General features: G+C 68.0%; 10 protein-coding genes. 4 read left to right on the forward strand and 6 right to left on the reverse strand.

Features of this window, described 5'->3' with window-relative positions; all coding sequences use genetic code 11:
- Positions 1 to 134: 134 nt before the first annotated feature.
- Together FM113_RS05300 and FM113_RS05305 are read left to right on the forward strand one after the other, a co-directional pair.
- The gene (locus tag FM113_RS05300) at positions 135 to 1,484 is read left to right on the forward strand and encodes an aspartate aminotransferase family protein (RefSeq protein WP_087012237.1); all 1,350 of its coding nucleotides are present in this window, start codon (positions 135 to 137) and stop codon (positions 1,482 to 1,484) included.
- A complete protein-coding gene (locus FM113_RS05305) occupies positions 1,484 to 2,323 on the forward strand; it encodes an SDR family NAD(P)-dependent oxidoreductase (protein WP_087012240.1) in 840 nt (279 codons plus the stop codon). The genes FM113_RS05300 and FM113_RS05305 overlap by 1 nt, the downstream gene beginning before the upstream one ends.
- Here the strand turns inward: FM113_RS05305 and FM113_RS05310 are convergent, their stop codons facing one another.
- From FM113_RS05310 to FM113_RS05320, 3 genes are read right to left on the reverse strand one after another with little or no spacing between them, the layout of a single operon-like run.
- Positions 2,324 to 3,280 carry a 1,4-dihydroxy-2-naphthoate polyprenyltransferase gene (locus FM113_RS05310; protein WP_087012241.1) on the reverse strand — a complete coding sequence of 319 codons (957 nt, stop codon included), beginning with the start codon at positions 3,278 to 3,280 and terminating at the stop codon, positions 2,324 to 2,326.
- A complete protein-coding gene (locus tag FM113_RS05315; protein WP_254908883.1) occupies positions 3,277 to 4,515 on the reverse strand; it encodes an AMP-binding protein in 1,239 nt (412 codons plus the stop codon). The genes FM113_RS05310 and FM113_RS05315 overlap by 4 nt, the downstream gene beginning before the upstream one ends.
- Before the next feature lie 28 nt (positions 4,516 to 4,543).
- Positions 4,544 to 5,308 carry an IclR family transcriptional regulator gene (locus tag FM113_RS05320; protein WP_087012242.1) on the reverse strand — a complete coding sequence of 255 codons (765 nt, stop codon included), beginning with the start codon at positions 5,306 to 5,308 and terminating at the stop codon, positions 4,544 to 4,546.
- Positions 5,309 to 5,401: 93 nt separating this feature from the next.
- Between FM113_RS05320 and FM113_RS05325 the strand changes: the two genes are divergently transcribed.
- Positions 5,402 to 7,645, forward strand: coding sequence for a malate synthase G (locus FM113_RS05325; protein WP_087012244.1), 2,244 nt, complete (start codon positions 5,402 to 5,404; stop codon positions 7,643 to 7,645).
- Between the two features lie 409 nt (positions 7,646 to 8,054).
- Here FM113_RS05325 and FM113_RS05330 read toward each other — a convergent pair whose 3' ends face one another.
- Complete coding sequence (locus tag FM113_RS05330) at positions 8,055 to 8,969, reverse strand: 1,4-dihydroxy-2-naphthoyl-CoA synthase (RefSeq protein ID WP_087012246.1); 915 nt, start codon at positions 8,967 to 8,969, stop codon at positions 8,055 to 8,057.
- Positions 8,970 to 9,005: 36 nt separating this feature from the next.
- Positions 9,006 to 9,737, reverse strand: a complete 732-nt coding sequence (locus tag FM113_RS05335; protein ID WP_087012248.1) for a VIT family protein — start codon at positions 9,735 to 9,737, stop codon at positions 9,006 to 9,008.
- A gap of 121 nt (positions 9,738 to 9,858) precedes the next feature.
- Between FM113_RS05335 and FM113_RS05340 the strand changes: the two genes are divergently transcribed.
- Positions 9,859 to 10,896, forward strand: coding sequence for an o-succinylbenzoate synthase (locus FM113_RS05340; protein ID WP_087012250.1), 1,038 nt, complete (start codon positions 9,859 to 9,861; stop codon positions 10,894 to 10,896).
- Positions 10,897 to 11,155: 259 nt separating this feature from the next.
- Here FM113_RS05340 and FM113_RS05345 read toward each other — a convergent pair whose 3' ends face one another.
- A complete protein-coding gene (locus FM113_RS05345) occupies positions 11,156 to 12,358 on the reverse strand; it encodes a cobalamin-independent methionine synthase II family protein (RefSeq protein ID WP_087012251.1) in 1,203 nt (400 codons plus the stop codon).
- Positions 12,359 to 12,514: the final 156 nt, after the last annotated feature.

The following is a 12,514-nucleotide window of genomic DNA, read 5'->3' on the forward strand; positions in this document are numbered from 1 at the left end:
CGCCCTTCTGCATTCCTCGCCCATCATCGGGCCGGTGCTCACTTCTGTTCGACTCTCTGAAGTGAGATTTCGATTATCCGAAAAAATGACCATTCCGCGGGCTGAATGTGTGAGTTGCCTCGTAGCGTGTGCGCATGAACGATCCGCAGATTGCCCCACTCCACTCCCCCCAGGGCTCACTTCACGAACGCCACACTCGCGTGATGCCGGACTGGATGTCGCTCTACTATGACGAGCCTCTTGAACTGCTCTCCGGTGCCGGGCGCACAGTGCAGGGAAGTGATGGTCGCAGCTACCTCGACTGTTTCGGCGGCCTGCTCGCAACGATGGTGGGCCACAATATCCCTGAAATCACCGAAGCGATTCAGCGACAGGCGGCACGCATCCTGCACTCCTCGACGCTCTACCTGCTGAGCGGACAGGTCCGACTCGCTGAGCGACTTGCTGCAGCAAGCCGCATGCGCGATCCCCGCGTGTTTTTCGTCAATTCCGGGAGCGAAGCGGTGGAAACAGCGCTCCTCATCACGACCGCCCATGCCTCAAGCAACCAGGTCCTCGCGCTGCGCGGCAGTTACCCCGGCCGAAGCTTTGGCACCGTGGCGACCACTGGGATCCGGGCTTGGTCCGCCACAGGTTTCAGCCCGCTCCAGGTCAGCTACCTCCACAGTGGGTACCGATACCGCAGCCCATTCCGGGCACTGGAGGATGCGGCATTTGTTGATGCCTGTATTGATGAGATGCGCACAATCATCGAAACGAGCACCAGTGGCCGCATCGCCGCAATGCTCGTCGAGCCAGTACAGGGAGCCGGCGGGTTTGCGGAACCCCCCGCGGGCTTCTTTGCTCGGACGAAGGGAGTGCTCGATGAATACGGGATCCCGCTCATCTCAGATGAGGTGCAGACCGCCTGGGGCCGTACCGGTCGCTCCCCCTATGGCATCCACGCACACGGTGTTGACGCTGAGGTCTTGACACTCGCCAAGGGCATTGCCAACGGGCTTTCGATCGGGGCGGTCGTCGCGGAGGCCGAGATCATGCACAGCCTTCCCGCGCACAGTATCTCGACGGCCGGAGGAAACCCGATCGCGATGGCCGCCGCCAACGCGACGCTCGACTACATCGAGGACCACGATTTGATCTCACACGCGGACCAGATCGGTGCGAAACTTCAGCACGGGCTGCACGACCTTGCGAGCCGCCTCCCCGCGCTGATCGGAGAGATTCGTGGCGCAGGGCTCATGATTGGTGTGGAACTGATCCGCCCGGGGAGTACCGATCCAGCGCCTGAGCTCGCCGTCGCCGCGGTCGAACGAGCCCGCAAGCTGGGACTTCTCATTGGGCGAGGCGGGCTGTATGGGAATGTGCTCCGCGTCACCCCACCGATGACAATTACCGCCGCGGAGGCCGAGACCGCGCTTGAACTGCTGGGCGAGACGCTGCAGACGGTCGATGCCGCAGCTCGTCAAGCCGAGGTGACGTCCTAATGCCTCGCTCGAATCCCCGCCCCAGCTCCGCACCCATTCTCACGCCTGAAGCCGAACTTCCGGCCCGCCCGCGCCGAGCGCTCATCACCGGAGGTGCCCGCGGACTCGGTCGCGCATTCGCACTGGACCTGGCACGGGCGGGGTGGGACGTTGCAGTGATCGACCGTGATCTTGCTGGCCACCTCGAATTCCCGGAGGAGGCTGCGTCGGCACCGATCCTCGACGCACTCCAGGCCCAGCCGGGCACACACCTCGCCTACCCAGCCGATGTCACGGACCCACGCAGCCTGTATGAGGTCATGGCAGAACTGACTACACAGTGGGGAACTCTCGATGCGCTCGTCTGCAACGCCGGTGGCGGGAGCGGCGAACTCCTCGGAAATCGCGCATCGACGATGAGTCTCGCTGAGCTGCGTGACGCTCTTGAACGAAACCTGGTGGGGACCGTCGCAACGGTGCAGGCGGCGCTCCCGCTGCTGAGCATCGGTGATGACGCCGCGATCCTCACAATGTCGTCGTTGAACGGGCTGGAACCCACCGCGACGGGGAGCTACGCCCACTACGGAGTCGCGAAAGCCGCGGTCGCTCACTACTCGCGCTATCTCGCTCGCGACCTCGGCCCTCAGGGTATCCGGGTTAACTGCCTCGCCCCCGGGCCGATTGCGACCGGTCGCCTGGTACACCGCATGGCGGAAAACCCCACCGCGAACGCGTCCGTCCGCAATGCGCTGGGCCGGATCGGCACGGTGGAGGACGTCGTCCCGCTGGTGCGATTCCTCCTGAGCCCCGAGGCGGGCTACCTCACGGGGCAGGTCATCCGCATCGACGGCGGGCTGTAGCTAAAACGCGAAGGCGACGCCGAGCAGTACGCCGTAGGCAAGCGCAGCGAGGCTGGTGAGCTGGAGCACGAGGATCAGCTCGCGCGGGGTCTTCGCGGTCAGCACGATGACGATGCACGGGATCACGATGAGCAGCACCAGCCAAACAAGTACCATGCCGGAGTTCGCGAAGCCGAACATCGCGGGAACCACGAAGGGCAGCAACAGGCACACCACAAACAGGATCCGGGAGGGGAGATCCCCGATCCGGACGGCGAGCGTGCGCTTGCCCGCAAGGCGATCCGTGGGGATGTCGCGGATGTTGTTGACGATCAGCACGGCGACCGCGAAGAAGCCCACACCGGCGCCCGCGAACCATTCCTCCTGGGTCCGCACATCGGTCTGCAGCCAGACGGTGCCGACCGTCGCGACGAGCCCGAAGAAGACAAACACGACAACTTCGCCGAGGCCGGCGTAGCCGTAGGGGCGTTTGCCGCCCGTGTAGAACCAGGCCGCGATGATCGCGACGATTCCGAGCGCGAGGAACCACCACCGGCCGCTGAGCGTCACCGCGACGAGTCCGGCGACGGCCGCCAGCCCGAAGAACACAAGCGCGAGCATGAGCACCCGCTTCGGGTTCACAAGTCCGGAGCCGGTGAGGCGTGCCGGGCCGACCCGGAACTCGTCGGTGCCGCGCACCCCGTCGGAGTAGTCGTTCGCGTAGTTCACACCGATCTGCAGGAACACCGCGACGGCGAGCGCAAGCAACGTGAGCGTCAGGGAGAAACCCTGCACCATGTGCGCGATCCCGGCACCGGCCGCGACGGGTGCCACCGCGAGCGGCAGGGTGCGCAGCCGCGCGCCACCCACCCAGTTGCGCCAGGTGATGCGGGGTTCGCCCCCCGCGGCAACGCTGGTTTCCGCGGCGGCGCGCACCGCCGGGTTGCCCGACCGTCGCCGATCCTTCGCCTGGTTCACGCGTGGTCCTCTCCTGTGGCTCGCCGCGTTTCGCGGAAGCTGTCGCGTACTCGCCCGATCCACTCGCCGAGCGCGGCGAGGTCTGGTTTGCCTCCGGGGAGGCGGGGCATCTGCTCGGTCTCGGTGACCCACTCCGGCACCGCGGCGACGCCGAGCTTGGCACGTACGGCCTCCCGGACGGCGTCGAAGCCGAGTGCGTCAGCGGGAGCCGGATCCGGCGTCTCAATCACGAGCGTCACCCGTTCACCCCACTCGGGATGGGGGGCAGCCAGTGCCACAGTCGTGTCCCACCCGGGGAGTTCCCGAACCACCCGCTCCACCTCGTCGAGGGAGACGTTGATGCCACCGGAAATCAGGACGCGGTCGAGCCGCCCGGTGACGGTCAACATGCCGCCGAGCAGTTCGCCGGCGTCGCCCGTGCGGTACCACCGGATCGGCGCCCCGTCGCGGTCGGTCTCGGCGAGGAAGCGGTCCGCGGTCAGCGCGGCGTCCCCGACGTATCCGAGGGCGAGCGAGCTCCCCGCGAGCTGTACCTCTCCGGCGCGGATCCGCACCAGGGTATCCCCGATCTCGACCCCGTCGTAGACGCAGCCGCCCGCGGTCTCGGTCATGCCGTAGCTCCGTTTGAGCGCCACGCCGAGTTCATGGCAGCGCTGCCGGAGGGCAACCGAAATGGCCTGGCCTCCCACAAGTACCGCGTCAAAACGTCGCAGTACTTCGGCTGCTGCGGGATCCGCCGCGGCGTGATCTAGGAGACGCGTCAGTTGCACTGGGACGAGGGATACGTAGCGGCGCTCGGCCGTCATCGTCTCGGCCGCGGCGAGTAACTGTGCGGGATCAAAGGCCCCATCAGCGAACACCGGTTCGCACTCGGAGAGCGCGCTGCGGATGAGCATCTGCAGACCCGAGATGAGGTGCACGGGCAGTGCCACGAGCCACTGCCCTGGTCCGCCGAGGCGCTCGTGGGTCGCCGCGGCGCTCGCCCGCAGCGCGTCCGCGGAGAGCGCGACTGCCTTCGGGATCCCGCTGGACCCGGAGGTGCGCACCACCACGGCGGCCCCCTCGGGCAACGGGGTGTGCTGCAGTTCGTGCACGGCCGCGGCGTCAGCCCCCTCGCCGCCTCCCGGGGGAAGCGGCAAGACAGGGGCCCCGCCGGCCAGCGCGTCCTGCAGCGCGGCCACAAGCCAGGCACGATCCTCGGTGGGAATGGCGCGAAGTCCGTTGGGCGAAGTCACCCCTCCAGGGTACTCCGTGCGTCCGGAGTTATTCCCCCGCAAGCTCCTGCGCCGCGCGAGTGAGCTCGACCACGGCGCGCTCCACGATCGCGTCGGTCATGCGCGCGGAGGGTCCCGAGATCGACAGCGCCGCGGGCGGCACCGCTCCGGGTACCGCCACAGCGATGCACCGCACCCCAACTTCCTGCTCTCCGTCATCGATCGCGAACCCACGACTCCGGGTGGCCTGGAGGTCCGCAATCAGAGCGTTGGCGCTCGTCAGCGTCGTCCCGGTATAGGCGGGCAGGCCGGTGCGGTCGAGAATGGCGCGGACCCGCCGTTCGGGAAGGGTTGCGAGCATGGCTTTGCCAACGCCGCTCGCGTGCGGCAGCACGCGCCGTCCCACCTCCGTGAACATCCGCATGCGGTGTCGCGACGGCACCTGCGCGACGTAGGCAACAAGATCACCCTCGAGGATCGCAAGGTTCGCGGTTTCCTGTGCGATCTCCTCGAGCGCGACGAGTGCCCCGCGCGCCGATTCCGCGAGCGGCGGGGTGGCCCGCTCCCCGAGGCCAATCAGTTTGGGCCCGAGCGAGTAGTCACGGTTTTTCAGCTGCCGCGCCGCGCCGAGGTCAAGCAGGGTGCGGAGGAGCCTATGCGCCGTCGGGACGGCGAGGCCTGCTCGCGCGGCAACCTCCGTGAGCGGGAGCGGGGTCTCCGCATCGGCCAACACGTCGAGGACGTTGAAGGCACGCGAGACGGATTGCACCTGACCAGGAGTTTCTGACAGTTCTCGTACGGATGTATCGTCCATCACTCCACTATACGGAATGGATACTCCATTTCTTCCCACTGGCGCCTATGGTGGACAGTAGTTCCCCATTGGACCCGCAGCATTGGAGCTTGCATGACCACCTATGTCTCCCGCGCCGACCTCTCCGTCGCCGAGCCAATTCGCGCGTTTGCCGAGGAGAGCCTCGACCGTCACAAGCTCGACGCCGACGCGTTCTGGGCCGGGGTCAGCGCAATCGTGCACGAGTTCGCCCCCCGCAACGCGGCCCTGCTCCGCACCCGCGACGAGCTGCAGCGTCAGATCGACGCCTTCCACAAGGAACAGCCCGGGGTGCCGGATCCCGCCGCCTACCGCGCGTTCCTGACCGAAATTGGCTACCTCGCCCCCGAGCCGGGCGAGGTCCGCGTGACCACCGAGAACGTCGCCCCGGAGATCGCGCAGCTCGCCGGGCCACAACTTGTTGTTCCGATCCTGAACGCACGCTTCGCGATCAACGCCGTCAACGCGCGCTGGGGTTCGCTCTACGACGCGCTCTACGGCACGGACGCAATCTCGCAGGCCGGGGAGCTCGCCCCCGGCTCCGCATACAACCCGAAGCGCGGAGCCGCCGTGATCGCCCGCGGCCGCGAGTTCCTCGACACCGTCGCAGCCCTCGCGGGATCCGGCACCGCTGGATCCGGCACCGCAGGATCCGGCACCGCAGGATCCGGCACCGCAGGATCCGGCACCGCCTCGCACACGGGAAGCACCGGCTACGCGATCCAGGACGGGGCGCTCGTCGTGACCCTCGCGGATGGTTCGAACGCTGGGCTCGCAGATCCCACCGCGCTTGTCGGGTACACCGGTTCCGCGGAGGCCCCGGAGACAATCGTGCTCGTGCACCACGGTATCCACGCCGAGATCCTGATCGATCGCACCGGCCCCATCGGATCCACCGACACCGCGGGCATCCAGGACATCGTCCTTGAAGCTGCTCTCACCACGATCATGGACCTCGAAGACTCGGTCGCAGCAGTCGACGCCGAAGACAAAGCGCTCGGCTACCGCAACTGGCGCGGCCTCATGGCCGGCACCCTCACCGAGGAGATCAGCAAGGGCGGCAAGACGTTCACGCGCCGCATGGCCGCGGACCGCGTCTACACGGCGCCCGACGGCGGCACCGTCACGCTGCCGGGCCGCTCGGTGCTGTTCGTGCGCAACGTGGGCCACCTCATGCTCGGCGACTCGATCCTCGATCGTGATGGGGCGGAGACCCCAGAGGGCATCATCGATGCGATCATGACGGCGCTCGGCTCCCTCGATGATCTGCGCGGCGAGCTCGCGAACTCGCGCACGCCGTCAATGTACATCGTGAAGCCGAAGATGCACGGCCCCGACGAGGCCGCGTTCACCGCCGAACTGTTCGGGCGCGTGGAGGAGCTGCTGGGACTCCCGGCCCGCACGCTGAAGGTCGGCATCATGGACGAGGAGCGTCGCACCTCTGCGAACCTCGCGGCCTCGATCGCCGCCGCCGCGGACCGGGTTGCGTTCATCAACACCGGCTTCCTCGATCGCACCGGCGACGAGATCCACACGTCCATGCACGCCGGGCCCTTCCTCTCGAAGGACGCAATCCGTTCAGCTCCGTGGCTCGGCACTTATGAGGCGCGCAACGTGGTCATCGGCGTCGCGAGCGGCCTCGACGGGCACGCCCAGATTGGCAAGGGCATGTGGGCCATGCCGGATCTGATGGCCGCGATGTTGGAGCAGAAGATCGGACACGTCCGCGCCGGCGCCTCGACAGCCTGGGTGCCGTCGCCGACCGCCGCGACGCTACACGCGATCCACTACCACCAGGCCGACGCGTTCGCAGCGCGGGCCGAGGTCACGGCCGCGGCCCCCGTGGGCGACTCCCTCGACACGCTGCTCCAGATCCCGCTCGCTGGGGCGGGAGACCTCGACGCCGAGACCGTCGCCGCGGAGCTCGAGAACAGCTCGCAGTCGATCCTCGGCTACGTGGTGCGCTGGATCGACCAGGGCATCGGCTGCTCGAAGGTGCCGGATCTGCGAGACATCGCCCTCATGGAGGATCGCGCGACACTCCGGATCTCCGCGCAGCTGCTGGCGAACTGGCTGCTGCACGGTGTCATCACCGAAGCGGAGATCGATGCGGCGCTGACACGCTGCGCGGCCGTGGTCGATCGACAGAACGCATCCGACCCGCTCTACGAGAAGCTCCTTGGAGCGGACGGGGCCACGCCCGGTCTCGCGTTCACGGCGGCACGCCGCCTCATCGTGGAGGGCGCAGCACAGCCGAGCGGCTACACCGAACCGCTGCTGCACGAACTGCGCCGCGCAAAGAAGGCCGAGCAGGCGTAACACCGCTCCCTGCCTCACCGTAACCGAGGCATCTTGCCGAAAGTGACCGAATTTCCGAGGAATTTGGGTCGTTCTCGGCAAGATGCCTCGGTTTCGGCGTTTCTTGGGGGCGAGCGCTGGGCGTGGCGGTGCGTGCCAGGCCGGGCCGTGGCGAGGCCGGCCAGGCCGGGCCGTGGCGAGGCCGGCCAGGCCAGGCCGGGCCGGGCCGTGCCGTGCCGTGCCGTGCCGTGCCGTGGCGAGGCCGGCCAGGCCAGGCCACACCCATACCGAGGCGTTTTATCTAAAGTGACCCAAGTTTCGTGGAACTGGGCTCACTCTAGATAAAACGCCTCGGTTTCGGCGGGTGCGGGCGGGTTGCCGCGGGTCGAAGCAGGAACCCGGCCCCCGCGGGCCCACCTCGCCGCGCACCCTAGTAGTGGTACGGGAACGGGCTCCAGTCGGGATCCCGCTTCTCGAGGAACGAGTCGCGCCCCTCCACCGCTTCGTCGGTGCCGTAGGCGAGACGGGTGGTCTCCCCGGCGAAGAGCTGCTGGCCCACGATCCCATCATCGACGGCGTTCATCGCGTATTTGAGCATGCGAATCGCCGTTGGCGACTTTCCGAGAATGGTGCGCGCCCATGCGATGCCGGTGCGCTCAAGTTCCACGTGCGGCACGACCTCGTTGACGGCCCCGATCTCGCGGGCGCGGTCCGCCGAGTACTCCTCCGCGAGGAAGAAGATCTCGCGGGCAAACTTCTGCCCCACCTGGCGCGCAAAGTACGCGCTGCCGTAGCCGGCATCGAACGATCCCACGTCGGCATCGGTCTGCTTGAACTTTGCGTGCTCGCGGGAGGCGATTGTCAGATCGCACACCACGTTGAGCGAGTGTCCGCCGCCCGCGGCCCAGCCGGGAACGAGCGCGATGACAACCTTCGGCATGAACCGGATGAGGCGCTGCACCTCGAGGATATGCAACCGCCCCGCCCGGGCCGTGGCCTCCGGCCCGACCGCGGTCTCGTCGTCGGAGTACTTGTACCCGTCGCGGCCACGAATCCGCTGGTCGCCGCCGGAGCAGAACGCCCAGCCCCCGTCGCGCGGGGACGGGCCGTTCCCGGTCAACAAGACCACGCCCACCCGAGGGTTCACCCGCACGCGGTCCAGCGCGTCGTAGAGCTCATCGACGGTGTGAGGCCGGAAGGCGTTGCGCACCTCGGGCCGGTTGAACGCGACGCGCGCGATCCGGCCGTCGAGGCTCAGGTGAGCGGTGATGTCGGTGTAACCCGCCGCCCCCGGGGCAACTTCCCACTCGGACGGGTCGAAGATCTCAGAAACCTGCTGCGTCATGCCCTCAGCCTATTCGGCTGGCCCCGCTCCCTGGCATCAGGACACCGCGACGCCGAACAGCATGCCGATCAGATAGGTCGCGGCCATCGTCGCCCCGCCCATGATGATGTTGCGCAGGATCGCGGGCCCGCGCGGTGACTTGCCAAGCGCCGCACTGATCCAGCCGGTCAGCAGGAGTCCGATCAGGACGGCCACCACGGCCACCCACACGCGGTGTTCGCCAACCGGGAGCAGGATCATGGCGAGCGGGATCAGCGCGCCGACCGTGAACGCCACGAAGGAGGAGAGCGCCGCGGCCCAGGGACTCGTGTACTCATCAGGGTCGATGCCGAGCTCGACCTCCGCGTGCGCGGCGAGGGCGTCATGTGCGGTCAGTTCCTGAGCAACCTGCTGCGCGAGTTCGGGCGACAGCCCGCGATCTTCGTAGAACCCGGCAAGCTCACGCAGCTCTGCCTCGGGCATCTCCGCGAGTTCACGCTTCTCCTTCGCGATCATCGCGCGCTCGGTGTCCCGCTGCGTGCTCACCGAAACGTACTCGCCGCCCGCCATGGAGAAGGCACCGGCGACGAGCGCCGCGAGCCCGGCGGTCGCGATCGCCAGCACGTTGCCCGGCGTTGCCCCGGCTACGCCGATGACCACACCCGCGGTCGAGACGATGCCGTCGTTGGCACCGAGGACGCCAGCACGTAGCCAGTTGAGGCGCTGTCCGAGATTCTCGTGCGGTTCGTGCGGGTGCTGGCCGGGTGTGGTTCGTGTGGTGTCCCCCATGGTTTGATTCTGCTCCGGGGCCTGTCGGAGCGCAAGGGAGGGCAGGCTGTCCTTGCACCTGAGGACTCGCAGTGTGTGCGCCCTCCACGACCGCGGCGCGGCGAATGCCTAGACTCGAAGTATGAGTCCCGCCGCGGCACCCCCGTCCCCGTCTAGCTCCCTGCCGCCCCTCGCGGAGGTGCTGCGCTCGATGCGGGTTGTCGCTATTCCGACGCGCACCCGGTTCCGGGGGGTTACCGTGCGCGAGGCGGCAATCTTTGATGCGCCGCAGGGGCCCAGCGAGTTCTCGCCCTTCACCGAGTACGACGACGCCGAGGCCGCGGCATGGCTCGCCGCTGCCCTGGACTACGGCTGGGCTGAGCAACCAGCGGTGAGGCTGGACCGGATCGAGGTCAACGCCACGGTGCCCGCGGTGGCACCCGATGAGGTCGCCGAGATCCTCGCCCGATTCCCCGGCTGCCGCACGGCGAAGGTGAAGGTCGCCGAGCGCGGGCAGGAGCTCGCCGACGATGTGGCGCGTGTGCGCCGGGTGCGAGAGCTGATGGGTCCCGCCGCGCGTGTCCGCGTGGACGCCAATACGGGCTGGTCCGTGGCGGAGGCCGTCACCGCGCTCACCGCCCTCGCGGAGTTCGAACTTGAGTATGCTGAGCAGCCCTGCGTGAGCGTGCCGGAACTTGCCGAGGTGCGGGACCGGCTTCGCACGGCGGGCGTACCCGTGCGGATCGCCGCGGACGAGAGCGTGCGCAAGGCCTCGGATCCGCTCGCCGTGGCCCGGGCCGGCGCCGCGGACCTGCTCATCATCAAGGCGCAACCTCTCGGCGGGGTCTCCCGCGCCCTGGACATCGTGCGCGAGGCGAATCTCCCGGTTGTCGTCTCCAGCGCACTCGACACCTCGGTCGGGATCGCGATGGGCGCGCACCTCGCCGCCGCACTCCCCGAGGGCATGCTCGCCGGGGCCTGCGGTCTGGGAACGGTCGCGCTGCTCTCGGATGACGTCACCGATACGCCGCTCGTCCCCGTGGACGGGTCCGTTCCCGTGGGCCGTCCGACGCTCAGTGAGGCCTCGCTAGCACGCACTGCCGCGAGCCCGGAGCGCACCGCGTGGTGGGCGGAGCGGGTGAGCCGCTGCCACGCACTCCTCACGACCGGGGCCGTCTAGCGCCGTCTGGCAACGCGGGCGTCCGCCCACCCAAACCACTGGCCGCGCCCGCAACTTCGGCCACCTCGCCCACCCCGGCCACCCCGGCCACCCCGGCCACCCCGCAACTGAGGGATCTTCCCGTAACCGTGGCGTTTTCGCGCGCATTTGGCACGTGTTAAATAAATTCGCTCGGTTTCGACGGGAGCGGCGAACGGGTGCACATATACCGGAGGGCCCGAGCGCAAACGCGCCCGAGCCCTCCGAAAAGCCGCGAAACTTACACGCGCACGCGCCGCGCACCCTCACCGAGGGCTTCGAGCTTCGCCCACGCGATCTGCGGGTGGACGCGCCCACCCAGGCCGCAGTCGGTGGCCGCGATCACGCGCTCCGGGCCGACGATCTTCGCGAAGCGCTCAATGCGCTGCGCGACAAGATCGGGGTGCTCGACAAGGTTCGTCGAGTGGCCGACCACGCCGGGGACAAGGATCAGGTCGTCGGGGATGAGGCCCTTCTGCTCTTCCCACACAGCCCATTCGTGCTCGTGGCGTGCGTTTGCCGCCTCGAAGGAGATCTGACCAACCTTGGCACCCAGCACGGTCTTGAGAATATGCTTCAACTCGATATCCGTGGTGTGCGGACCGTGCCAGGAACCCCAGCACAGGTGCAGTCGGATCTGCTCCTTCGGGAGCCCCTCGATGGCCGCGTTGATCGCATCAATTCGGATCTGCGTGAAGGCGAGGTAGTCCTCGATGCTCGGTTCGGGGTTGATCTGGTCCCAGTTTTCCGCGAGCGAGGGATCGTCGAGCTGCAGGATCAGGCCCGCATCGGTGACGGCCCGGTATTCCTCGCGCAGAGCTGCGACCCACGCGTCGATGTGTTCCTGCTCGGAGCCGTAGAACTCGTTCTCGATGCGCGCGGCGGAGCCGGGGGCGATCGCCGTGAGGAAGCCCCGTTCGCCCGCCTCGAGCGCTGCGTTCAGGTTGCGGGTATCCGCGGCGATCGCATCCTGCCCGGTGTAGCTGATGGGGCCCGTGGTCGCGGGGAACGCGGTCGCGTTCTTGCCCACGCTGATCCCGCTCGTCGGATCCTGATAGGCCTCCGAGAAGGTGCTCCAGTCGCGCCGATCCGGGAAGGTGGTGAGGCGGACGTTGCCTGGCTCGGAACGCACGGGCTCCTGGCTGAAGATGTCCTTACCGGTGAGTTCGAGGCCCGCAGTGCGCTGGAACGAGTAGGTCCACCAGGCCCCGTAGTCAACCGCGTTTGACATTGCCTTGCCGAACTCACCATCGCCGGGCTGGGTGATGCCAGCCTCGCGCTGGCGCGCCACGACGTCCCGCGTTGCCTCGGCGACGAGCGCCTCAAACTCGGGTGTGGACTGCAGCGTGAAGCCGTCCTCGGCAAAAGTGCGGGCCGCGTTGGCCGCGATCAGGGCCTCGGTGCGGGGCAGGCTGCCGGCGGTGGTGGTCTCGATACGTGTCATGGTTCGAAGCTATCCGGAGCGCTGCCTTGGCCCCAGTCGCGTGACGCTGTGTGACAGTCGGTGCCGCCACGCGCCGAGGGGACTCAGATCGGGGTCATTCGTGAGGGTTGACCCCAATGTGCGTCCCCTCGACGGGGCGGAAGCGCGGGCGGGGGC

The sequence above is a fragment of the Leucobacter sp. 7(1) genome (assembly GCF_900163635.1).
In the GTDB taxonomy this organism is placed as follows: Bacteria; Actinomycetota; Actinomycetes; order Actinomycetales; family Microbacteriaceae; genus Leucobacter.

What these genes read in the sequence shown, in the direction of transcription:
- FM113_RS05300 (WP_087012237.1), top strand. Translation starts at nt 135, where the DNA reads ATGAACGATCCGCAGATTGCCCCACTCCACTCCCCCCAGGGCTCACTT.
- FM113_RS05305 (WP_087012240.1), top strand. Translation starts at nt 1,484, where the DNA reads ATGCCTCGCTCGAATCCCCGCCCCAGCTCCGCACCCATTCTCACGCCT.
- FM113_RS05320 (WP_087012242.1), bottom strand. Translation starts at nt 5,308, where the DNA reads ATGGACGATACATCCGTACGAGAACTGTCAGAAACTCCTGGTCAGGTG.
- FM113_RS05325 (WP_087012244.1), top strand. Translation starts at nt 5,402, where the DNA reads ATGACCACCTATGTCTCCCGCGCCGACCTCTCCGTCGCCGAGCCAATT.
- FM113_RS05330 (WP_087012246.1), bottom strand. Translation starts at nt 8,969, where the DNA reads ATGACGCAGCAGGTTTCTGAGATCTTCGACCCGTCCGAGTGGGAAGTT.
- FM113_RS05335 (WP_087012248.1), bottom strand. Translation starts at nt 9,737, where the DNA reads ATGGGGGACACCACACGAACCACACCCGGCCAGCACCCGCACGAACCG.
- FM113_RS05340 (WP_087012250.1), top strand. Translation starts at nt 9,859, where the DNA reads ATGAGTCCCGCCGCGGCACCCCCGTCCCCGTCTAGCTCCCTGCCGCCC.
- FM113_RS05345 (WP_087012251.1), bottom strand. Translation starts at nt 12,358, where the DNA reads ATGACACGTATCGAGACCACCACCGCCGGCAGCCTGCCCCGCACCGAG.